The sequence below is a fragment of the Bacillus cereus group sp. BfR-BA-01430 genome (assembly GCF_022663115.1).
Taxonomy (GTDB): Bacteria; Bacillota; Bacilli; order Bacillales; family Bacillaceae_G; genus Bacillus_A; species Bacillus_A cereus_BD.
Window position 1 is genome coordinate 22,004 of sequence record NZ_JAKUEW010000011.1, and the last position, 23,811, is coordinate 45,814.

Below are 23,811 nucleotides of genomic sequence, written 5' to 3' on the forward strand. Positions count from 1 at the left end.
ATTTCCTAGGAAAATAGTGAAAAAAGCTTGGTGAATATATCATATGTTTACCAAGTTTTTTATTTATTGGTTAGTTGATTCATCTAACTTACTATGATATAATCTAAACTCGTGAGTAATTACTATTATAATAATTAATTGCTCCTTGCCCATTATGGGCCGTTTAGACCAAAAGGAGGTGAAAGTGTAATGAAAAAGTACGAAATCATGTACATCATTCGTCCAAACATGGAGGAAGAAGCTCAAAAAGCTTTAGTTGAGCGCTTCGCAAGCGTTTTAACTAACAATGGTGCAGAAATCATTAACACGAAAGAGTGGGGTAAGCGTCGTTTAGCTTACGAAATCAACGACTTACGTGACGGTTTCTACATGATCTTAAACGTAAATTCTAACCCAGAAGCTGTGAAAGAATTCGATCGTTTAGCTAAGATCAACGAAGATATCATTCGTCACATCGTTGTTAAAGAAGAAGAAAAATAATTAAGATATATAGGGAGAGTGGTTCGATTGATGAATCGTGTTATCCTCGTTGGTCGTCTAACTAAGGACCCTGACTTACGTTACACGCCCAATGGTGTTGCAGTAGCTACTTTCACGTTAGCGGTGAATCGTGCTTTTACAAATCAGCAAGGTGAGCGTGAAGCTGACTTTATTAACTGTGTAATATGGCGTAAACAAGCAGAAAACGTGGCAAATTATTTGAAAAAGGGTAGCTTAGCAGGCGTTGATGGTCGTCTTCAAACTCGTAATTATGAGGGACAAGATGGCAGACGTGTATATGTAACAGAAGTTCTAGCAGAGAGCGTACAATTTTTAGAGCCGCGTAATAGCGGTGGGGAGCAACGCGGTTCTTTCAATCAGCAACCATCAGGAGCTGGTTTCGGAAATCAAGGCTCTAACCCATTTGGTCAATCTGGTCAATCTGGTAATTCTGGATTTACGAAGAATGACGATCCATTTTCAAATGTAGGTCAACCGATCGATATTTCGGACGACGATTTACCATTCTAATGGTATAGATCGGTTATTTTTAACAAAGAATGGAGGGAAATAGACATGGCAGGACGCAAAGGTGGACGTGCGAAACGTCGTAAAGTGTGTTTCTTCACAGCTAACGGCATTACGCACATCGATTATAAAGACGTTGATTTATTAAAACGTTTCGTTTCTGAGCGTGGTAAAATTTTACCTCGTCGTGTAACAGGAACAAGCGCAAAATACCAACGCAAACTTACAGTTGCAATTAAACGTGCTCGTCAAATGGCACTTTTACCATATGTTGGTGAATAATAAAGTAAGAAATGCACAGTAGAGTCTAACTTTACTGTGCATTTTGCTATGCTTTTCTTTTTAGAAGGAGAGGTTTATAGATGAAAGGTACAAGGATTATTACAGAGGGAGCAGCATTATTAGCGATATATGCAGTGTTACTTCTTATATCGCTATACGTTCCTATCTTAAGTCTCGTTGCAACATTTGCATTGCCGTTGCCTTTTATATTATTTATCATTCGATATTCGCTTCCGAGCGCATGCATGTTATTTGTTGTTTCTCTTTTGGTTACGCTTGTTGTTAGTTCGCCAATTAGCCTAGTAAAAACGGTTATGTGTGGCATAGTAGGGTTTACTTTAGGTTATATGTATAAAAAGAAAAGACAACCTGTAGAAATATTAATGGTTGGTACCCTTTCCTATTTAGTCTGTTTTTTATTCATTTATATTGGAAGTATCAAATTTTTACAATTAGATTTGATGAAACAAATACAAGATATGTTTACAGAAGGAATCGAGCAAAGTGAAAAAATAATCAAGGCTGCTGGCGTACCGGTTTCCCAAGAGCAAAAAGCTGAATTAGAACAACTTATGGAATTATTGAGAAACTTATTACCAAGCTTACTTGTTATGATGGCATTGATTTATTCGTGGCTAACAGTTTTGATAGCTGGAAATATTTTAAGAAAGTTGCGGTATCCAATTGTGAAATGGCCTGAATTTCGAAATATGCAATTACCAAAAAGTATTGTTTGGTATTATGTTTTGTTTATTGTGTGTTCTACTTTTATCAAGGTAGATGCAAATTCGTATTTTAATATTGCATTTTCTAACTTATATTTTATTTTTTCAACATTGCTTTTGTTTCAAGGGTTCGGGTTTATAGCTTTTTTAGTGCATATGAAAGGCTATTCAAAAGCAATCCCAATTATTGGATTTGTCGTCTGTCTGTTTGTCCCTCTATTGTTTCCTCTTGTAACAATCTTAGGTATAATTGATTTAGGTTTTCCATTCCGTTCTAGAATGAAGTCAAAATAAATGGTAGCGAAAGAACGTTGTAGTATTTGTGGTATACTATGGGAATCTGTAATGGACGTTGCTTAGGCTGACGTTTAATTTGTTCAACTAACGTGTGATGATCATCTATGTTAGTTTTACTTTATAGGAGTTGGATTCATGCCTGAATTTTATAAAAGACAGCGGTTTTTATATCCTGTTTATGTGTTGGCTTTTTTTATGTTTGTACTTATAGCCATTCTTAGTTTCTTTCATTGGTTAATGGGAATGGTGGCTTTTTTTATTTTTTGTATTGTGCTCTTTTTTGTCATACGTTTTGAGTTAACTTTTCAAAAAAAACTTGAAAAGTATACAACTGATATGATTACGAGAGTAAAGAAAGTAAGTAATGAAGCCTTTAATCAAATGCCGATCGGTATCTTACTATACAATAAGGAGTATGGAATTGATTGGGCAAATCCTTATTTATCTTCCTGCATGGGGCAACATTCTTTGGCGGGTTGGCATCTATATGATGTATCAGAGACATTACTTCTTTTTATAAAAGGGGAAAGTTCTGATGATATTGTATCTTTAAATAATCGTAAGTTCCGTGTGTTCGTTAGAAAAGAAGAGAAATTAATTTATTTCTTTGATGTAACGGAGCAAACAGAGATTGAAAAAATGTATGAGGATCAGCGTACAGTTTTAGCGATTATTTACTTGGATAACTACGATGAAGTTACTCAAGGATTAGATGATCAATTGCGCACGAATGTAACAAGCCTTGTAACATCGCGCTTAAATGAATGGGCACTTAAATATGGAGCGTATTTAAAACGAGCTTCTTCAGAGCGGTTCTTCGTTGTATTAAATGAAAGTATTTTAATGCAAATGGAGAAAGGGAAATTTGATATTTTAGATCAAGTGCGTGAAGAAACATCGAAAAGGAATATTCCGCTTACATTAAGTATTGGTGTCGGATCAGGTGACTTGTCTTTATCTGAGCTTGGAGCAATGGCACAATCTGGTTTAGACCTTGCATTGGGACGAGGAGGAGATCAAGTAGCGATTAAGCAAGCGACAGGTAAGGTGAAGTTTTACGGAGGTAAGACAAATCCTGTTGAAAAGCGGACACGTGTAAGAGCAAGAGTTATTTCTCATGCGTTAAAAGATTTGGTAATAGAAAGTAGCAACGTGATTATAATGGGGCATAGGGCACCGGATATGGATGCAATTGGTGCCGCTATTGGTATTTTGAAAGTAGCCCAATTAAACGAGCGTGAAGGGTATATCGTGTTAGATGAGAATGACTCGGATAAAGGGATAAAACGTTTAATGGATAAAGTAAAGCAAAATAAGGACCTATGGTCTCGTTTTATTACGCCTCAGCAGGCTATGGAATTTGCGACAGATGATTCATTACTCGTTGTTGTGGATACGCATAAACCTTCCATGGTGATGGAGGAAAAGCTACTACACAAAATTGAAAATGTAGTTGTAATCGACCATCATCGACGTGGTGAGGAATTTATTGAAGATCCGTTACTTGTCTATATGGAACCATATGCTTCGTCTACAGCTGAGCTCGTAACGGAATTACTTGAATACCAGCCGAAACGTTTAAAAATGACGATGCTAGAAGCGACGGCATTACTTGCGGGGATTATTGTAGATACGAAAAGTTTTACATTCCGTACAGGTGCTCGTACGTTTGATGCTGCCTCTTATTTACGGTCACATGGGGCAGATACAGTTCTTGTACAAGAATTGTTAAAAGAAGATATGCAGCAGTATTTACGAGTTGCAAAAACAATCCAAAATGCGTACATTTATAAAAATGGAATCGCGATTGCCAAGGTAGATGGTGATGAATATTGTGACCAAGTATTGATTGCGCAATCTGCTGATACATTACTTACAATGACGGGGATCATTGCATCTTTTGTTATTGCAAAACGCGGGGAAAACTTCATCGGAATTAGTGGACGTTCTTTAGGTGAAGTGAATGTCCAACTCATTATGGAAAACCTAGGTGGTGGTGGCCATTTAACAAATGCTGCTACACAGATAAAAAATACAACAATCGATGAAGCAGAAGAGAAACTTCAATTGGTTATTGAGGACTATTTAAAGGGAGGCACACAATCATGAAGGTAATTTTTCTAAAAGATGTAAAAGGTAAAGGGAAAAAAGGGGAAATCAAAAACGTACCAGATGGTTACGCGAATAACTTTTTATTAAAACAAGGATTAGCTGCTGAAGCAAACAACAGTAACATGAAAACTTTGGAAGCCCAAAAGCGTAAAGAAGAAAAAGATGCAGCAGCTGAGCTTGAGAATGCTAAAAAATTAAAAGAAACACTAGAAAAATTAACTGTAGAGTTAAAGGCGAAATCTGGTGAGGGCGGTCGTTTATTCGGTTCCATCACAAGTAAACAAATTGTGGACGAACTGCAAAAAACACACAAAATTAAGCTTGATAAGCGCAAATTTGAAATGGAAGATGCAATTCGTGCATTAGGTTATACAAATGTAACTGTGAAATTGCATCCACAAGTAACAGCTACAGTAAAAGTTCATGTTAGCGAACAATAAAAATAAGTTAGGCAAGGAGGATTGCGTATGAGTGACGTACTTGCTGATCGTACCCCTCCGCATAATATAGAGGCTGAGCAGGCGGTTTTGGGGGCTATTCTTCTTGAACAAGATGCGTTAACAACAGCTTCGGAACTGCTTCTACCTGAGTCTTTTTATCGTACTGCACATCAAAAGATTTTTGAAATTATGCTTGGGCTCTCTGATAAAGGAGAACCGGTTGATTTAGTTACTGTAACAGCTGTGCTTTCAGATCGAAGTTTATTAGAGGAAGTTGGCGGCGTTTCTTATTTAGCGGAATTAGCTGAGGCTGTTCCGACAGCAGCCAATGTGGAATATTATGCTCGTATTATTGCTGAAAAAGCACTTTTACGTCGCTTAATTCGAACTGCAACTCATATTGTATCAGATGGATATGAAAGAGAAGATGATGTAGAAGGGCTTTTAAATGAAGCTGAGAAAAAGATACTAGAGGTATCGCATCAAACAAATGCAAAAGCATTTCAAAATATTAAAGACGTTCTTGTAGAAGCTTACGATAAAATCGAACTTTTGCATAATCAAAAGGGTGAAATCACAGGTATACCAACGGGTTTTACTGAATTAGATAGAATGACAGCTGGGTTTCAGCGCAACGATTTAATCATTGTAGCAGCCCGACCTTCAGTAGGGAAAACCGCTTTTTCATTAAATATTGCTCAAAACGTGGCGACAAAAACAGATGAAAATGTGGCGATTTTTAGTTTGGAGATGGGGGCCGATCAGCTCGTTATGCGTATGCTTTGTGCAGAAGGGAATATTGATGCGCAAAGACTTCGTACCGGTTCATTAACTTCAGATGATTGGGCGAAATTGACCATGGCAATGGGAAGTCTTTCTAATGCAGGGATATATATTGATGATACACCGGGGATTCGCGTCAGTGAAATTCGAGCAAAATGTCGCAGATTGAAACAAGAACAAGGCCTTGGCATGATCTTAATTGACTACTTACAGCTCATTCAAGGAAGTGGAAAACCTGGCGAGAACCGACAACAGGAGGTATCTGAGATTTCCCGTACATTAAAAGGAATTGCACGTGAACTACAAGTTCCTGTAATTGCCTTATCTCAGTTATCCCGTGGGGTTGAATCTCGTCAAGACAAACGTCCAATGATGTCTGATATTCGTGAATCAGGAAGTATTGAACAAGATGCCGATATTGTGGCCTTTTTATATCGTGATGATTACTACGATCGTGAAACCGAAAATAAAAATACGATTGAAATTATTATTGCGAAGCAGCGTAACGGTCCAGTAGGTACTGTGGAGCTTGCATTCGTAAAAGAATTTAATAAATTCGTAAACTTAGAGCGGCGGTTCGATGATGGACATGCACCGCCAGCTTAAGGAAAGTATAAAAAAGAAACACATTTCTTATAATAAGATGTGTTTCTTTTTTTACATAGAAAAGATAGGGCTTTCATTTTAAAAATAACAAGTTCTTACGAACGAATATGATAAAACTTAAAAAAATGTTCGTTTTTTAATTGACTTCTCTTTTCATTTTGGTACAATTATATTGTTTGAAAAGTTCGTTTGAAAATCGCGGAGGTGCTTGAATAATGTCTTCAGTAGTAGTTGTAGGAACACAATGGGGCGATGAAGGAAAAGGTAAAATTACTGACTTTCTTTCTGAACATGCGGAAGTAGTTGCAAGATATCAAGGTGGAAATAACGCAGGACATACAATCGTTTTTAATGGTGTGAAATATAAATTACACTTAATTCCATCTGGTATTTTTTATAAAGAGAAGATTTGTGTAATTGGTAACGGTATGGTAGTAGATCCAAAAGCATTACTTGTAGAATTAAAATATTTACACGATCGCGGTGTAAGTACTGATAATTTACGCATCAGTAATCGTGCGCACGTTATCTTACCATATCATTTAAAACAAGATGAATTAGAAGAAGAGCGTAAAGGCGATAATAAAATTGGTACAACGAAAAAAGGTATCGGTCCAGCATATATGGATAAAGCAGCTCGCATAGGTATCCGTATGGCAGATCTTTTAGATCGTGAAGCTTTTAAAGAAAAACTTGAACGTAATTTAGCAGAAAAAAATCGTCTATTTGAAAAAATGTATGATGCAGAAGGTTTTAGTGTGGATGAAATCTTTGAAGAGTACTATGAGTATGGTCAACAAATTGCACAATATGTATGCGATACATCTGTTGTACTAAATGATGCGTTAGATGAAGGCCGTCGTGTGCTATTCGAAGGTGCACAAGGCGTTATGCTTGATATTGACCAAGGTACGTACCCATTCGTTACATCTTCTAACCCAGTTGCTGGTGGTGTAACAATTGGTTCTGGTGTGGGTCCTTCTAAAATTAAACGTGTTGTAGGTGTATGTAAAGCATATACAAGCCGTGTTGGTGATGGTCCATTTCCTACTGAACTTCATGACGAAATTGGTCATCAAATTCGCGAAGTTGGTCGTGAATATGGTACAACAACAGGCCGTCCACGCCGCGTTGGTTGGTTTGATAGTGTTGTTGTAAGACATGCACGCCGCGTTAGTGGTTTAACAGATCTTTCTTTAAACTCTATCGACGTATTAACAGGTATTCCAACTGTGAAAATTTGTGTTGCGTATAAATATAATGGAGAAATTCTGGATGAAGTTCCAGCTAACTTAAACATTTTAGCGAAATGTGAACCTGTATACGAAGAACTTCCAGGTTGGACAGAAGATATTACAGGGATGAAGTCATTAGAAGAACTTCCTGAAAATGCAAGACATTATGTAGAACGTGTATCTCAACTAACAGGTATTCCATTAGCTATGTTCTCTGTTGGTCCAGACCGTAGCCAAACAAATATTGTTCGTAATGTATATGGCATTTAATTATTGATTTTCCTATAAAGTTACATTATATTAGTAAAGAATCCGTGTTTACGCGGATTCTTTTAAATTTTTATAAAAAATTAAAAAAAGTATTGTACAAATAAAAATTATTATGCTATGATAAATCTTGTCGTCACGAAAATATGACGTTGGTGAGTATGAGCCATTAGCTCAGTTGGTAGAGCATCTGACTTTTAATCAGAGGGTCGAAGGTTCGAGTCCTTCATGGCTCACCATTTTCATTTTCGTGGCCCGTTGGTCAAGTGGTTAAGACACCGCCCTTTCACGGCGGTAACACGGGTTCGAATCCCGTACGGGTCATGTTTATATTTTGGTCCCGTGGTGTAGTGGTTAACATGCCTGCCTGTCACGCAGGAGATCGCCGGTTCGACCCCGGTCGGGACCGCCACTTTTGTTTATACCACCATTAGTGGTTTTATATATATGTTTTGGCTCGGTAGCTCAGTCGGTAGAGCAGAGGACTGAAAATCCTCGTGTCGGCGGTTCGATTCCGTCCCGAGCCACTCTCAGGATATTAGGTGGGCCCACTTAATATCCTTTTTATTTTGTGCAATTTTACAAATGAGGGTAGTTATTTTAAAATAGAGTAAGGAGCCTCTAGCAGTTGAAGCTAGGGGTTTTTCTATAGATCGTATAGGATTCCGTGTAAAAGTGGATCATACATGATTCTATGAGAATAGAGGAGAAAATACTTAAATGAAGGGTGAACTTTAAATAGGAAATACCTATATGTTTAAGGATTATTGACCATATTTTTATGAGGAGGAAATACACGATGATGGGAAAAAAAATCTTAGTAGTTGATGATGAAAAGCCAATCGCAGATATTTTGAAGTTTAATCTAGAAAAAGAGGGCTTTGAAATTGTAATGGCCCATGATGGGGATGAAGCAATCGAAAAGGCTAATGAAGAACAACCAGATATGGTTTTATTAGATATTATGTTACCAGGAAAAGATGGACTAGAGGTTTGTCGTGAAATTCGTAAAAGTTCTGAAATGCCAATTATTATGTTGACAGCAAAGGACTCTGAAATCGATAAAGTGTTAGGACTAGAACTTGGAGCAGATGATTATGTTACAAAACCATTTAGTACGAGAGAACTGCTAGCTCGTGTAAAAGCTAACTTACGCCGTCACCAACAAGGCGGGGCAGCAGAGAAAGAGGAAAATACAGAAATGGTCATTGGACCAATTGTTATTAATCCAAATGCGTATAGTGTAACGAAGCGAGAAGAGAGTATTGAACTTACGCATCGTGAATTTGAGTTACTACATTATTTAGCGAAGCATTTAGGACAAGTTATGACACGTGAGCATCTATTACAAACTGTATGGGGTTATGATTATTTTGGGGATGTACGTACAGTAGACGTAACAGTACGTCGTTTACGTGAAAAAATTGAAGATAATCCAAGTCATCCAACTCTAATTGTTACAAGACGCGGAGTAGGATATTACTTGCGTGACCCAGAGCAGGAATAAAATATGAAGAAAGTCGGTTTTTTTCAATCTATTCATTTAAAGTTTGTGCTCATCTATATGCTACTAATTTTAATAGCAATGCAAGTTATTGGTCTATATTTTGTGCGTGAGCTAGAAAAGAGTCTCGTGCAAAGTTTTAAAGATTCATTAACACAACAAACGAATTTGTTGTCTTATAACTTAAAGCAAGAGTTTAATAAAGAATTTAATAAAGAACGTGATAAAAATGAAATATCTTTCCAACAAGCCGTTAATAACTCGATTGAGAAGTTTGCGAATGACCGAAAGCGTGATATTCAGGAAGTAAGTGTTTTTGATCGGAATAGGAAACTATTAGCAACTTCTGATAATTCGCCAGCTAAGAAAAGTCAGGTGAACCGAGCGTCTACAGATATAACTGTTCAACGAGTCATTGTACAAAATAAGATGGAATCAAAGATTGAGAAAGATGGAAGTACGGGACATCGCGTTCAAGTTATGGTTACTCCAATTGAAAGAAATCAAGGGGAAGGTGAAGTAGCTGGTGTTATAAAAATTGTTGCTTCTATGGAAGATGTATATAAGCAAATGAAAGACATTAACCAAATCTTTGCAACAGGGACAGTCATCGCATTATTAGTGACTGCCGCCTTAGGTATTTTATTAGCTCAAACAATCACCAGACCGATTTCAGATATGAGAAGACAGGTAATTGAAATGGCAAAAGGAAATTACTCACGCAAAGTAAAAGTTCATAGCCATGATGAAATTGGACAATTAGCATTATCTTTCAATAATCTATCGAAAAAATTACAACAAGCCCGTTCTTCAACAGAAAGCGAAAGACGCAAGCTATCATCGGTTTTATCACATATGACTGATGGTGTAATCGCTACGGATCGAAAAGGGGATATTATTTTATTAAATGACCCTGCTGAAAAAATGCTAAATGTTTCGCGTGAAACAGCATTGGATCAATCGATTTTAGAGATATTAGGGATTCGAGACGAGTTTACGTTAGATCATTTATATGAAGAACCGGATTCGGTTTTATTAGATTTTAGTACACGTAATGAACCGTACATTTTACGAGCTAGTTTTTCTGTTATTCAAAAAGACACTGGTAAAGCAAATGGTTTAATTGCGGTATTGTATGATGTAACGGAACAAGAGCGAATTGATCGGGAACGTCGTGAGTTTGTAGCGAATGTATCACATGAGTTGCGAACACCACTTACAACGATGCGTAGCTATCTTGAGGCACTGGGTGATGGAGCGTGGAAAGATCCAAATATTGCACCGCAATTTTTAACGGTCACACAAGAAGAGACTGAAAGAATGATTCGACTTGTAAACGCATTGTTACAACTATCTAAAATGGATAGTACAGAATATCGTTTAATGAAAGAATGGGTAGATTTTACGGAGTTCTTTAATAACGTCATTGATCGATTTGAAATGTCTAAGGAACAAAATGTAATTTTCAATCGTTCTTTTTCGAAAAAAGCAAGATTTGTTGATATGGATACAGATAAAATTACCCAAGTTCTATACAATATTATTTCAAATGCCCTAAAATATTCACCTGAAGGCGGAACGATAACATATCGTTTACGCGATCGTGGAGATATGTTAGAAATTAGCGTTAGCGACCAAGGTATGGGAATCCCGAAAGAAAATGTCGATAAAATTTTCGAACGATTTTATCGCGTAGATAAGGCGCGTTCAAGACAAATGGGAGGAACTGGTCTAGGTTTAGCAATTGCTAAAGAAATGATTATTGCACATGGTGGATCTATTTGGGCAAAAAGTGAAGAAGGAAAAGGAACGACAATTTACTTTACCCTTCCGTTGGCGAAAGAAGAAGAGGACGATTGGTAATGAATATGGAAAATTTTAAAACCATTGTGCTAATTAATTTAGTAGTTATTAGTTTGTTTCTTACTTTTAATCTATGGACATATGTGCCTGATTCTCATTCAATGCAGAATACTAAGTTTGTTGAGGGGACTACAGTGCCGGAAAGTGTGGATGTTTCGCACGTCATTCTTCCCTCTTCTGTAATCGTTCATAAGGATAATAAACATCACTTCGTAAGTGAAAAACAAGAAAATATAAATATAATATATAACATCCTGAAAAATGGTGAATTACAAGATTGGGCAAATATCACAAGTACAATTCCTAAGAGTGAGTTTTTATCGTATGTACATGGGGAAGGAAAAATTGAAATTGTCTTCCCTACCAATATTCCATTTGGAGCAATAAGAAGCGTGCTGCCAATTAAAGATAAAAAGTTAGAAAAGCAAAGTTTTGATCGAATTATTATTGATCCTTCCAGAAGCCGAGATCAAAGTATTGATATAAATTTTGTTGCGTATAATAGTCGCCAAATTTACAGAATGACATTAAGAGATGTAAATGTACGAGATATTGTAAATGCAGAAAATAAATTTGTCGTATTAGCAAGACCGTATTTTGAGTATCGAATCAATGATACAAAAAGCATATTCTTACCAGATGGAGTGACAGAAAAAAGAAATTGGATGTACATTACGAGCAATATGGAAATAGAGTCATTTAAAAATGCGCTGTTTAGTGATCCACGTTATGCAACGCTAATTTCGAATAATAATACAGATGAAACATATACGGATGGAATTCGTTCCATGCAGATTAAACAGAATGGTATTAAGCTTGAATATACAAATTCATCCGTAACTCGTGATAATAATGTAGATGATAATATTCTTGTCCAAAAAAGCTTTGAATTTTTGAGCGGGCATAATGGTATAACAGATAACTATCGTTTTGTATATGTGGACCCTAAGGGGGAAACAAAGTTCCGCTTATATGAGGAAGATTTACCTGTATTTAATGAATATGGATTAACGACATTAAAACAAATCTGGGGATCTGAGGAACTGATTAGTTATCAAAGACCATTATTTAAATTTGCAGGAAGTAGTCAAGAAGATAAAGTTATACTTCCACCTGGTCATACCGTCATTCAGTCATTAGTCAATAATCCAGATATCGATAAGAATTTGATTCAAAATATCGGGATTGGTTATAAGTTTGTGCTAGAAAATCATCCGAATGGACCGATGAGTACTAAAACAATAACTGGTATGTTAAAACCAATTTGGTACGTGGAGTATGGGGAAGACCATATGATGTATGAGTGGAGTGAAGAGAAAGGGGGAAGTCTGATTGGACTGGAATAGGATTAAAACAATTTTTATTGTTACCTTTTTTGTTTTAGACCTCTTTCTTGTGTTTCAATTCATTCAAAAGCAAAATAATAATGAATTAGAACTTATGACGGAAACAAAAATAGATCAGCAACTAAAAGCTGATCATATTACGGTTGGTGATTTACCAAACGAACCAAAGAAAGATTCATTTATTATAGCGAAAAATAAAGTTTTTAAGGAAGAAGATATTCATTCTTTAAAAAATCAAATACCTAGATTACAAGAGGATGCTAAAAAAATTGAAAGTGATCTAAAGGAGCCAATACAAAATTCAAAAACACTTGCTAAAGATAAATATAGTGATTTTTTAAAGAATTATGTAGTAGATGGTCAAAAATATGAATTTGCAAAATCAGAGGCTTCAAAAATTTATTTCTTTCAAAAATATAAAGACAAACCTATTTTTTACAATGATCATGCGATGATTATCGTTACTTTAAATGAAAAGGATGAAATCATTTCATATACGCAAACTATGTTAACGGATTTGAAAGAAATGGGTGAGAATGATAAAGCGAAAGAGCAAGAGATTATTCCGGCTCAGAAAGCTTTAGAAAATTTATTTGTGAAGCAGGAATTAACTCCAAATACGCATATTAAAGAAGCGCAAATTGGTTATGCAACACTCGTTTCTTTAGCTGAATCGAATAAACAAGTATTGACTCCAACGTGGAATTTAAAGGAAAAAGGAAAAAAAGATCACTTTGTAAATGCCATTGAGGGACAAGTTATTAAGCTAGGTGAGGAAAAAGAAAAATACAATGGAGTGAATGGGAATGAGTCTGCATTTTAGTGTACTTGCGAGTGGCAGTACAGGAAATGCGCTGTATGTCGGAACTGACAAGCAAAAATTGCTTGTTGATGCAGGCTTGAGTGGTAAAGCAACAGAGGCTTTATTTAAGCAAGCTGAATTAAATATTCAAGATATATCAGGTATTCTTGTAACACATGAGCATAGTGATCATATTAAAGGACTTGGAGTGTTAGCACGCAAGTATAATTTACCCGTTTATGCAAATGAAAAGACGTGGAACGCTATGGAGCATTTAATTGGAAATATTGCAACGGATCAGAAATTCGTTTTTTCAATTGGTGATGTAAAAACATTCGGAGATATTGAAGTTGAATCGTTTGGGGTTTCCCATGATGCGGTAGAACCGATGTTTTATGTTTTTCATCATGGTGGTAGAAAATTAGCACTTATCACAGATACAGGTTATGTAAGCGATCGTATGAAGGGTGTTATTAAAGGTGCGAATGCTTTTGTATTCGAAAGTAATCATGATGTTGAAATGCTTCGTATGGGCCGTTATCCATGGAGTATTAAAAGACGTATTTTAAGTGATGTAGGCCACGTTTCGAATGAAGATGCTGCACTTGCAATGACCGATGTTATTACAGATGAAACAAAGCATATTTATTTAGCGCATTTAAGCTTAGATAATAATATGAAAGAACTAGCGCGTATGGCTGTTTCGCAAGTACTAGAAGAAAAAGGATTTGGAGTTGGAGAAGCGTTTGAAATACATGACACAGATCCAAAGAATCCAACAAAAATTCAATACGTATAATTCTTCATTTTAGTAAACAATAAAGATGAATATAGCTGTTTACAGGAAGATAGGTGAACAAATATGTCCTTTATTGATGAAGAAAATCGTATGAAACGTACAAGGAAAAAGAAGCACAAAGGTCTTGTTATTTCTAGCATAGCGGGGACTGTTGTAGGAGCTTCATTGTTTGCATTTGGAGCTCCTTTGTTTTCAAAGTCCGAGACTAAAAATATACAGCAAGCAGAAGCAAGTGAAGGAAACATAGTGAGTGAACCGTCACAAACGGTGCAACATTCCAGTTTTGTAGATGCCGTTGATCGTGCTTCAGAAGCGGTCGTTGGTGTAATCAATATTCAGCGTGATCATTTTTCCGAAGTAGATGCAGAAGCTGGCACAGGATCAGGGGTTATTTATAAAAAAACAAATGGTCATGCTTATATTGTCACAAATCACCATGTCATTTCTGGTGCGAATCGAATTGAAATTAGCTTAAGTGATGGAACAAAAGTTCCTGGAAAAATATTGGGAAGCGATATTGTGACAGATTTAGCTGTTATAGAAATAAATGCGAAGCCTGTCAAAAAAGTAATCGAAATTGGTGATTCGAATACAGTACGTCGCGGGGAAGCAGTTATTGCGATTGGAAACCCACTTGGATTACAGTTTTCAGGGACAGTAACACAAGGAATTATATCTGCAGACGAACGAATTGTCCCGGTAGATTTAGATCAAGATGGACATTATGACTGGCAAGTGGAAGTGTTACAGACCGATGCGGCTATTAACCCTGGAAATAGTGGCGGGGCGCTTATAAATGCAGCGGGGAAACTGATTGGAATTAACTCCATGAAAATCGCTGCAAAAGAAGTAGAAGGAATTGGTTTAGCGATTCCTGTGACAAGAGCTGTACCTATTATGAATGAGCTTGAAAAGTATGGAACTGTAAGAAGGCCATACATAGGAATTGAACTTCGGTCATTAAATGAAATTCCAAACTACTATTGGGAAGAAACATTACACTTGCCAAGACGCGTTACAAATGGTGTTTGTATTTTAGACGTTAAAAGTCCATCGCCAGGTGCTGACGCAGGCCTTAGAGAGCATGACGTGATTGTCGCAGTAGATGGAAAGCCAATACAAGATATCATTGCTTTTCGTACAGCTTTATATAATAAGAAAATTAATGATAAAATGACTCTTACTTTTTATCGCGGTACAAAGCGCTCAACAACAACAGTGAAATTGGCTAGTCAGAAATATTAAAAACAGGAGGACTGCCTCCTGTTTTCTATTGTAGAAAAGTGAGGTGAGAAATATGAATTTACCTTGTTGTTTAGAACATGTAGAGTTAGCATTGGATATTATTGTGGATGAGTGTGAAGTTGCACCTGTTATCAACAGTGTGGATAACTCCGAAAAAGAAGAAAAAACATGTGAATTTTGTCAAAACAAGGCGATATATGTTGTATCGAACACAGATTCCCACACAATATGTGGGTAATGATTGTGGATATGTGGATAACATTTGTGGATAACTTGTTTGTAAGGTGGGGAATACATGTGAATATCTCAATTATTTCGATCGGGAAATTAAAAGAAAAATATTTAAAACAAGGTATTGCAGAATACTTAAAACGATTATCATCTTATGCAAAAGTGGAAGTAATTGAATTACCAGATGAAAAAGCACCAGAAAACTTAAGCGAAGCAGAGATGTTAATTGTAAAAGAAAAAGAAGGCGCGCGTATACTAGACAAAATTTCAGATGATACGCATGTCATTGCACTAGCAATTGAAGGAAAGCAAAAATCATCAGAACAATTTGCAGAGAACTTAGACCGCCTCGCTACATATGGAAAAAGCAAAATCGCCTTTGTAATCGGTGGATCCCTTGGCTTAAGTACAGAAGTAATGAAACGCTCAAATGAATCTCTATCATTTTCTAAAATGACATTACCGCATCAATTAATGAGACTTGTCCTTTTAGAACAAATCTATCGTGCATTTCGAATTAATCGTGGGGAACCGTATCATAAATGATGGTAAACAGTAAAATAGAACTTACTATTGAAATAAATAGAAAGCAAGGAAATCCATCAAAGGGGAGTTGAGGATTTCTCTAGAAAGTTCTTCAATAAATATGATATGAAAAGGAGTAATATTTGAATTGGAATATATTTGGGTCGAAAATGACAAAAATATAAAAAATATCTTGAATGAAGAGATGAAAGTACATATAAAGTGGAGTAAAAAAACTGATGAAGACTATGTCAAGCTGTCAAGGCAGTATATTAACGCAGGCTTAGCTATTAATGGTGCTACTAAGGGTGACTTACAGGCTATATTTATTGCAGAAAAACATAATGTAAAGGGGTTGTACAAGACCTATAAAGATAGATATGGTGTTGAAGAGCTAAATGAAGCCGAACAAACATGGTTAGAGACATATTTAGATAGTGTAGAAGTAGTAGATTCCAGTTCAGACCTTTTCAGATACCCGTTTAAAGATGACTTCATGCAACGATATGGCGATAAGGCATTAGATATTTGTCATATGGGTAATCGACTTATATATTGTTATAGCACCTTGAATAAAATGATATATGGTGAATGGTTTGAAGAAGCCAAATTAAATCTTCAAGAGGAGCCGGAATTTTTACAATTAGCAAGCTCAGGCATTAATAATTGTTATCTATCGGATTCACCATGGAGTGATGGATTTCATAAGCAGGTTACAGGATATAGTGAGGTTGCAACATTTTTGTTTGGAAAGTTTAAAGAATCAAAAGATGAAGCATTATTTTATCCGATAGTTTTCTTAATGAGAAATGCCATTGAGATAGGATTAAAAAGACTACTTCATATGCGGATGGATCAAAGTATTGATAAGTGTATTATTAGAAGAAAAAGGAACTCACATTTGTTATATAAAGATTTATGGAAGACAATTAAACCGATGTTAGTTCATTATTCTAAAAAAGACAATCAAAATGAAGAAATACTTGAACTAGCAGAAAGTTATATTAGGTCTTTAAATGGTCTAGATAAGAATGGAGATATATTTAGGTATCCATGTTCATACAGCAATGAGTACAAGTTTAATGATGAAGAGATTGATGTAGCAAACTTCTATGAATATTTATTAGGACTTTTCCATTTTATTGATAGTTGTGATGCATGGTTAGATAATATCAAGGAATGTGAAATGGAAATGAGAAAAGAGTATGAAGCTGATATGAGAAGTGAATGGGAATAAGAGCAGAGAAGTTATATAGATTGTGAAGTGACCCCTAAAAGTTAGACAGGTTATTTCATTAGGCAACTTCTTGGATATGAGCCCGGTATTGTACCGGGCTCATGCCCTTTAGTTTTGCTTTAATTCTTTTATGATTATAGTATTCTATATACTTTGCTAGTTCTTTCTTAAAATGTTTGATACTTTCGAATTCTTTTCGATACAGAAATTCTGATTTCATGATGCCAAAGAAGTTTTCAATCACTGCGTTATCATAACAGTTCCCTTTACGGGACATACTTTGTGTAATGCCAAGTTTATTGAGGGAGTGACGGTATTGTTTCATTTGATAGTGCCAGCCCCAGCCTTGATCAGAATGAATAAGGAGCGTATCCTCGTCTGTTAAATGTTCAAAGGCTTGGTCTAACATTGTTGAAACCAATGAATACGTTGGTCTTGAACCAATTGTATACGTGATAATCTCATCATTAAATAAATCCAACATCGGTGATAGATATAACTTCTCCCCAAATAACTTAAACTCCGTAATATCTGTAACCCACTTTTCATTTGGTTTTTCAGCTTGGAAGTTGCGATTTAAAATATTTGGCGCAATTTTTCCAACTATCCCTTTGTAAGAACAATATTTTTTCATACGAACAAGACATTTTAATCCTAATTCTTTCATAAGACGATACACTTTTTTATGATTTACTTTGTGTCCACGATTCGTAAGTTCATCACGAATACGACGATAGCCATAAAGCCCCTCGTGTTCATCGTAAATAGCTTGAATCAGTTCTTTTAACTTTGCATTTGGATCAGGACAATTGAACTGTTTCACCTGATAATAGTATGTGCTACACGGAATATCCGCAAGTTGAAGTAGTCCCTTTACTGGAAACTCATGCCTTAGCTCATAGACTACTCGTGCTTTATCTTGTTTCGTAATTTTTCCTTGTTTTGAACTAAGGCATTCAACTTTTTTAAATACGCATTCTCCATACGGAAACGCTCATTTTCCGCTGGTAACGCCTCTATTCTCTTCGTTTCTAATAGCTTTTTCCATTGAAATAGCGTAGAAGGTGCTGGAATGTTAAAGATTGCAGCGGTCTCCCTAATAGACGTCCCTTGTTCGTCCATATAATTGAGTACGTCTAGTTTATACTGCATGTATGATGTATAGCTTTTTTTAAAAAGCAAAAATGTTAATTATGATACGAAAAAGAAATTATCATTTTAAGATAATATTTCGATAAAATATGTATGAATCCCCTTGGCATAATGAGGTCAAGGGGATTTTTATTGATAGAAAGGTTATAGAGTAGGTTGTAAAGAATACATCATATAAATGAATCGTATTAAATATAATGAACCGATGCATAGTAGCTTTTTATGGATATGTAGGGAGAGAAAGGGTTACTGGGGGGGATGTTCTATTGATGTGAAAGAGGTCAAATGGAAAAAGGAGACGATTTAACATGGTGAAAGGAAAGAGAGGGAATGTAAAGGTTCATTTGATTGTTTTTATTATTGTTGTCTTAATCAGTGGATGGCTTGGGGTATTGCTTGATTCTGTCCTTACAGATCAAACGGAAGGTAATACTTTAGGTATGGGGCTTTGGTTAGTGTTACCGTTTTTAACCGCTACATTTTTTAGAATCATTCGCCGTGATTGGAAAGACATGGGATTGAAATTAAATGTGAAAAATAATGTGATGTGGTATGTTACGGCATTCGCTATTTATCCTTTTGTTACTCTCGTAAGTGTTGGATTTGCACTCTTTTTTGGTGCTGCGGACATATCGCATGTTGAGCTATCTTCGCTTTTGTCCATTATGATGATTTCTATGGCAAGTAATTTTCTTAAAAATATATTTGAAGAGTTTGCATGGCGTGGTTATTTAACGCCGAAGTTAATCGAACTAAAAATGAATGATTGGCTACTGTATCTTATTTCTGGTCTTATTTGGGCTTTATGGCATAGTGCTTATTATATCGTATTTTTACCAAATGATTATTTTGAATCCACTTCAAGGATGAGTACCCTCTTAATCGGATGTGTGCTCATGGTGTGCTGGACGGTCATGTATGTTGAAATATATAGGCTTACGAAATCCGTATGGCCATGTGTATGTATGCATGCGCTTGAGGACGCTGTTCCGACAGTTTTGGTCACAATTAGTGGTGTCATTACATTTACAGATCGAGGGGATTTTTGGTTAAATCCTGTTAGTGGAGTTGTTGCAACTGGCTTATTTCTTAGCGTTGGATTGTTTTTAAGGGCGATAAGAATCAAGAGGGACAATAGTCAGTCGATTATTGTGTAAATTGGAGTATGTAGAAAAGGAAAAATGGTAATACGTATCTCAAATCAACATGTTCCCATTTCGTAAAAAGTATGCTGTAATAGTGGGAGGACAATGGATTGTTCTAAGTAGTCAAAGAAGTGGGGAATTGAGGTTGAAAAAGTTTAAGAAGTTTTACTTAGAGATTACGAGTGTGTGTAATCTTGCATGTAGTTTTTGTCCGCCAACAGAACGGCAGAAGCAATTTCTGTCTGTGGAGGATTTTTCAAAGAGGTTAGACCAAATTAAGCCGCACACAGACTACATTTATTTGCATGTAAAAGGTGAGCCATTGCTTCATCCTAAAATAGACAAATTGTTAGATCTAAGTCACGAAAAAGGGTTTAAAGTAAATATTACAACGAATGGCACTTTAATTCATAAGAGAAAACATAAGTTATTAAATAAACCAGCTTTAAGACAGATTAATTTTTCGCTCCATAGTTTTGATGGACATCCCGGTTCGGAGGATAAGGAAGGGTATGTAAGGAATATCCTTTCTTTTATTCGAGAAGCAACAAGTGAATCGGATTTAATTGTGTCATTAAGATTGTGGAACTTGACGCAAGATAATAAGACAAATCTTGAGAGAAAGCGAAATAGAGAACTGTTAGAGATAATTGAAAAAGAGTTTGATTTGCCATACAAAATTGAGGAGAAGATTACACCTGGGAGCGGTATAAAGCTTGCTGATCGCATCTTTATTAACCAAGACTATGAATTCCAGTGGCCAGCTCTTCATGAGGAAGAAGATGATGGAAAAGGATTTTGCTACGGTCTTCGAACACAGGCGGGTATTTTAGCAAACGGAACTGTTATCCCTTGTTGTTTAGATGGTGAAGGAATCATTAATCTTGGAAATATTAATGAGGATTCGTTCTCCAATATTATTGAAGGGGAAAGAGCAAAAAATCTTGTAGATGGCTTTTCAAGAAGAGTTGCGGTAGAAGAGTTATGTCGAAAATGCGGGTATCGTAAAAGATTTGGGAAGTAGAAAATAAGCTCCTTAAGAATGATTATTCTTAAGGGGCTTATTTTTCTATTACTCGTGATACAACTGTTCTAATTCATCAATTAATGAACCTATATAAGAAACAGCCTTGCGAATTGGGTCTGGTTTTGACATATCCACTCCTGCATGTTTCATTAATTCAAGCGGTTCCATCGTTCCACCAGCGCGCAGTACTTCGAGCCAGCGATTTACTGCGGGTTGCCCTTCTTCTTGGATCAATTGAGATATGGCAGTGGAAGCCGTTAGTCCGGCAGAATACGTGTATGAATATAGGCCCATATAATAATGAGGTTGACGCATCCAAGTTAAGCCTGCTCCTTCATCAATTACAACAGTATCTCCCCAAAATTCAGAAAGAACAGCTGTTTTCACTTCTGTTAAAGTGCTTGCATTTAAAGCTTGTCCCTCTTCTGCTAGAGCATATACTCTGCGCTGAAACTCAGCTTCAAGCAAATGAGTAACAAAGTTATGATAATACGTTCCTAGCAGTTGTAAAATAACCCAGCGACGCATTCTTTTATCTTTGTTTGTGGTCAATAAATGTCTAGCTAAAAGCATTTCATTCATTGTAGAAGGGGCTTCAATAAAGTATAAGGATGGACGAGCGTTCATAATGCGCTGCGTTTGATTGGCGAAATAAAAGTGACCAGCATGTCCAAATTCATGAGCTAATGTAAAGCAGCTGCGCATGTTGTCTTGCCATGTAATGAGAATATAAGGGTGAGACCCGTATGGACTAGAACAGAAAGCGCCTGTAGATTTACCAATATTATCAGCAAGGTTTACCCATCTTTCCGTAAAGCCTTTTTTCATAATAGCACTATACTCAGGCCCTAATACTTTCAAGGATTCCTGAATGAGTGTACCCGCTTCTTCATAAGTAATAGATGGATTGAATTCTGGATCAAGAGGAGCCTTTAAATCACAGAAAAGCATTTGTTCTAGCCCTAAAACCTTCTTCTTCAAGTTCGCAAAATGGCGCATATGAGGAGCGAGCTCTTTATAAATAATATCTATTTGATTGTTATACATATCGATTGTTACTTTTTGCGGGTCTAGCAGCATATGAGTGGCGGATTCATAATTTCGTAAACGTGCAAGTGTCACTTGTTTTTTCACTTCTGTAGCATATGTTGTAGCGATAGTATTTTTATATCGCTTTAATGTTGAGACAAAAGAAGAGTATGCTTTCCTACGAATCTCTGCGCTAGAGGAAAATTCATAACGACTTTCAAATAGGGAAAAAGATACGGGTAACTCTGTTCCTTTTTCATCATGAATGGAGGAAAAATCCATGTCGGCTAGCTTCGTCATTCCATAAATTTTATAAGGGGCAGTATGAATTTCATCTAGTGCTGTAAGAACTTCTTCTGTTTCTGGAGAAAGTTTATGCTTTTTTGATTCAAGAATTGTGAATAAAGATTTTTGGAAAGGTTCTAGTTCAGCTTCTTCTTGAAGATACGTTTCAATTGTTCCTTCAGGTAGTTGAAGAATTTCAGATGGAATAAAAGACAGGGCTGTATATAATTTTGTACCTAAAGCAGAGATGATGGATGAGTTTTTTTGAATAGCTGAATCTGTTCGATCGGTAGACTCATTTAAATTTGCAAATGTCCATAGTTTTATAAGCTTCATTAAGAGCTGTTCTTGTAAAAGCAAGCAGTCTAATAACACCTTTGAGCTAGTATGTAATTTTGTTCGAAAAGCGTCAACTTTTTTTATATCTCCCTCAAGCTCTTTACATGCATTTTCCCACGCTTGCTGAGATACAAATAAATCAGAAAGATCCCACGTTAATTCAGCTGGAACTTTTCGGCGGATAGGTCGCGTTTCTATTACTTTCTCCATGACAAGTCAACCCCCTTAGTAGATTTCCTTTATATCATAGCACACTTATTGAAAATTCAGTTAATAGAAAGATTGGGAAATATACATAAAAAATGAGCAATTACGTCCGGGTAATTGCTCATCTATCTGATCGATAAGACTTAATATACTTTATCTCCATTGAAAATTGAATTTTTTACAACAACATAATCTACAGTACGAATGGATTCTAATTTTGTTCCACCAGCATACGAAATAGAAGATTGTAGATCTTGTTCCATTTCAATTAAAGTATCTTTTAAAGAACCTTTATGTTCAACAAACATTTTTTTTCCTTCAACGTTCTTTCTCTCACCTTTTTGGAATTCAGAAGCCGAACCGAAATATTCTTTATACAGTTTTCCATCCTTTTCAATTGTTTCTCCTGGAGACTCTTCATGACCAGCAAATAGAGAACCAATCATAACCATAGTTGCTCCAAATCGAATTGATTTTGCGATATCACCGTGTGTACGAATACCTCCGTCAGCAATAACCGGCTTGCTTGCAGCTTTTGCACACCAGCGAAGTGCGGCTAACTGCCATCCGCCAGTTCCGAATCCAGTTTTAATTTTTGTAATACAAACTTTACCAGGTCCAATCCCTACTTTTGTAGCGTCAGCACCAGCATGTTCGAGTTCTCTCACTGCTTCTGGTGTTCCAACGTTTCCAGCAATAACGAAGCTTTCTGGTAAATGTTTCTTTATATGTTGAATCATTTGAATAACGGCATTTGAATGACCGTGTGCAATATCTATTGTAATGTACTCAGGTGAAAGCTGTTCAGCAGCTAACTGCTCTATAAACGCATATTCTTCTTCTTTAACCCCAACGCTAATAGAAGCAATTAATCCGCGTGATTGCATATCTCTGACGAATGCCATGCGTGTTTCAGGTTGAAAACGATGCATGATATAGAAATAATTATTTTCCGCTAAGTACATTGCGATTTTCTCATCAATAATTGTCTGCATATTTGCAGGCACGACAGGTAATTTAAATTTATGTTTTCCTAAAGTGATACTTGTGTCACATTCAGAACGGCTATTTACAATACATTTTGCAGGAATTAATTGAATATCTTCATAGTCGAATACATTTTCCATCGTTTACACCCCTAAATACGAATAATTTTATTATCATTTGTAAAAATTGTTCGCCCAATTGGTAATGTACATCATTTTATTACAGAAGTCAAAGTTTTTTAGTTGATTTCTTTGTATTTTTCAGGAGAAAATCCAAAGAAAGTGGTTTAATATCGAACTAAATAATTTATTTTACAAATAATATTCGTATTTA

21 protein-coding genes, 4 tRNA genes and 1 pseudogene are annotated in these 23,811 nt (G+C 36.1%); 23 read left to right on the plus strand and 3 right to left on the minus strand.

Annotated features, from left to right (window positions below; genetic code table 11):
* Nucleotides 1–189: 189 nt before the first annotated feature.
* The 21 genes from rpsF to MR058_RS17015 all read left to right on the plus strand — a co-directional run bounded on the left by rpsF (nucleotide 190) and on the right by MR058_RS17015 (nucleotide 17,307).
* On the plus strand, nucleotides 190–480 hold the full coding sequence (rpsF, locus tag MR058_RS16915) for a 30S ribosomal protein S6 (RefSeq protein WP_242145069.1): 291 nt from the start codon (nucleotides 190–192) through the stop codon (nucleotides 478–480).
* 27 nt (nucleotides 481–507) lie between these two features.
* Nucleotides 508–1,011, plus strand: a complete 504-nt coding sequence (gene ssb, locus MR058_RS16920) for a single-stranded DNA-binding protein (protein WP_242145070.1) — start codon at nucleotides 508–510, stop codon at nucleotides 1,009–1,011.
* Between the two features lie 45 nt (nucleotides 1,012–1,056).
* Nucleotides 1,057–1,290: a 30S ribosomal protein S18 gene (gene rpsR, locus MR058_RS16925; protein WP_012096455.1), complete on the plus strand. Its 234-nt coding sequence runs from the start codon at nucleotides 1,057–1,059 to the stop codon at nucleotides 1,288–1,290.
* Nucleotides 1,291–1,370: 80 nt separating this feature from the next.
* Nucleotides 1,371–2,309 (plus strand): YybS family protein, encoded by a 939-nt coding sequence (locus MR058_RS16930; RefSeq protein ID WP_242145071.1) that lies wholly within the window; start codon nucleotides 1,371–1,373, stop codon nucleotides 2,307–2,309.
* Between the two features lie 138 nt (nucleotides 2,310–2,447).
* Nucleotides 2,448–4,421: a DHH family phosphoesterase gene (locus MR058_RS16935; protein WP_242145072.1), complete on the plus strand. Its 1,974-nt coding sequence runs from the start codon at nucleotides 2,448–2,450 to the stop codon at nucleotides 4,419–4,421.
* Nucleotides 4,418–4,864, plus strand: a complete 447-nt coding sequence (gene rplI / locus MR058_RS16940) for a 50S ribosomal protein L9 (RefSeq protein ID WP_242145074.1) — start codon at nucleotides 4,418–4,420, stop codon at nucleotides 4,862–4,864. The genes MR058_RS16935 and rplI overlap by 4 nt, the downstream gene beginning before the upstream one ends.
* Nucleotides 4,865–4,891: 27 nt before the next feature.
* A complete protein-coding gene (dnaB, locus tag MR058_RS16945; RefSeq protein WP_242145075.1) occupies nucleotides 4,892–6,253 on the plus strand; it encodes a replicative DNA helicase in 1,362 nt (453 codons plus the stop codon).
* A gap of 215 nt (nucleotides 6,254–6,468) precedes the next feature.
* The gene (locus MR058_RS16950; protein WP_242145076.1) at nucleotides 6,469–7,758 is read left to right on the plus strand and encodes an adenylosuccinate synthase; all 1,290 of its coding nucleotides are present in this window, start codon (nucleotides 6,469–6,471) and stop codon (nucleotides 7,756–7,758) included.
* Nucleotides 7,759–7,918: 160 nt separating this feature from the next.
* Nucleotides 7,919–7,994 (plus strand) — tRNA-Lys (locus tag MR058_RS16955).
* Between the two features lie 13 nt (nucleotides 7,995–8,007).
* Nucleotides 8,008–8,079 (plus strand) — tRNA-Glu (locus tag MR058_RS16960).
* A 12-nt stretch (nucleotides 8,080–8,091) separates the two neighbouring features.
* A tRNA-Asp gene (locus MR058_RS16965) sits at nucleotides 8,092–8,167 on the plus strand.
* Between the two features lie 42 nt (nucleotides 8,168–8,209).
* A tRNA-Phe gene (locus tag MR058_RS16970) sits at nucleotides 8,210–8,282 on the plus strand.
* 272 nt (nucleotides 8,283–8,554) lie between these two features.
* Nucleotides 8,555–9,262 (plus strand): cell wall metabolism DNA-binding response regulator WalR, encoded by a 708-nt coding sequence (gene walR, locus MR058_RS16975; RefSeq protein ID WP_002174499.1) that lies wholly within the window; start codon nucleotides 8,555–8,557, stop codon nucleotides 9,260–9,262.
* 3 nt (nucleotides 9,263–9,265) lie between these two features.
* Complete coding sequence (gene walK / locus MR058_RS16980; RefSeq protein WP_242145077.1) at nucleotides 9,266–11,122, plus strand: cell wall metabolism sensor histidine kinase WalK; 1,857 nt, start codon at nucleotides 9,266–9,268, stop codon at nucleotides 11,120–11,122.
* The gene (locus MR058_RS16985) at nucleotides 11,122–12,468 is read left to right on the plus strand and encodes a YycH family regulatory protein (protein ID WP_242145078.1); all 1,347 of its coding nucleotides are present in this window, start codon (nucleotides 11,122–11,124) and stop codon (nucleotides 12,466–12,468) included. Before walK ends, MR058_RS16985 begins: the two co-directional genes overlap by 1 nt.
* Nucleotides 12,455–13,291: a two-component system regulatory protein YycI gene (locus MR058_RS16990; protein ID WP_242145079.1), complete on the plus strand. Its 837-nt coding sequence runs from the start codon at nucleotides 12,455–12,457 to the stop codon at nucleotides 13,289–13,291. The genes MR058_RS16985 and MR058_RS16990 overlap by 14 nt, the downstream gene beginning before the upstream one ends.
* Nucleotides 13,275–14,069, plus strand: a complete 795-nt coding sequence (locus tag MR058_RS16995) for an MBL fold metallo-hydrolase (protein WP_242145080.1) — start codon at nucleotides 13,275–13,277, stop codon at nucleotides 14,067–14,069. Before MR058_RS16990 ends, MR058_RS16995 begins: the two co-directional genes overlap by 17 nt.
* Before the next feature lie 63 nt (nucleotides 14,070–14,132).
* Nucleotides 14,133–15,314 (plus strand): S1C family serine protease, encoded by a 1,182-nt coding sequence (locus tag MR058_RS17000; protein WP_242145081.1) that lies wholly within the window; start codon nucleotides 14,133–14,135, stop codon nucleotides 15,312–15,314.
* Between the two features lie 52 nt (nucleotides 15,315–15,366).
* Entirely contained in the window at nucleotides 15,367–15,552 is a 186-nt protein-coding gene (locus tag MR058_RS17005) for a CxxH/CxxC protein (protein ID WP_242145082.1), read from the plus strand.
* Between the two features lie 59 nt (nucleotides 15,553–15,611).
* Nucleotides 15,612–16,091 (plus strand): 23S rRNA (pseudouridine(1915)-N(3))-methyltransferase RlmH, encoded by a 480-nt coding sequence (gene rlmH / locus MR058_RS17010; protein WP_242145084.1) that lies wholly within the window; start codon nucleotides 15,612–15,614, stop codon nucleotides 16,089–16,091.
* Nucleotides 16,092–16,218: 127 nt separating this feature from the next.
* Nucleotides 16,219–17,307, plus strand: coding sequence for a hypothetical protein (locus MR058_RS17015; protein WP_242145085.1), 1,089 nt, complete (start codon nucleotides 16,219–16,221; stop codon nucleotides 17,305–17,307).
* Between the two features lie 58 nt (nucleotides 17,308–17,365).
* Here the strand turns inward: MR058_RS17015 and MR058_RS17020 are convergent.
* Nucleotides 17,366–18,483 (minus strand): annotated as a pseudogene (locus tag MR058_RS17020) (IS3 family transposase); the annotation flags it as partial.
* Between the two features lie 284 nt (nucleotides 18,484–18,767).
* Here MR058_RS17020 and MR058_RS17025 point away from each other — a divergent pair.
* Nucleotides 18,768–19,616, plus strand: a complete 849-nt coding sequence (locus tag MR058_RS17025; protein ID WP_242145086.1) for a CPBP family intramembrane glutamic endopeptidase — start codon at nucleotides 18,768–18,770, stop codon at nucleotides 19,614–19,616.
* Between the two features lie 133 nt (nucleotides 19,617–19,749).
* Nucleotides 19,750–20,628 carry a radical SAM/SPASM domain-containing protein gene (locus MR058_RS17030; protein WP_242145087.1) on the plus strand — a complete coding sequence of 293 codons (879 nt, stop codon included), beginning with the start codon at nucleotides 19,750–19,752 and terminating at the stop codon, nucleotides 20,626–20,628.
* Between the two features lie 48 nt (nucleotides 20,629–20,676).
* Here MR058_RS17030 and pepF read toward each other — a convergent pair whose 3' ends face one another.
* Complete coding sequence (pepF, locus tag MR058_RS17035) at nucleotides 20,677–22,494, minus strand: oligoendopeptidase F (protein ID WP_242145088.1); 1,818 nt, start codon at nucleotides 22,492–22,494, stop codon at nucleotides 20,677–20,679.
* Nucleotides 22,495–22,634: 140 nt separating this feature from the next.
* Entirely contained in the window at nucleotides 22,635–23,618 is a 984-nt protein-coding gene (gene guaC / locus MR058_RS17040) for a GMP reductase (RefSeq protein WP_242145089.1), read from the minus strand.
* Between the last annotated feature and the right edge of the window lie 193 nt (nucleotides 23,619–23,811).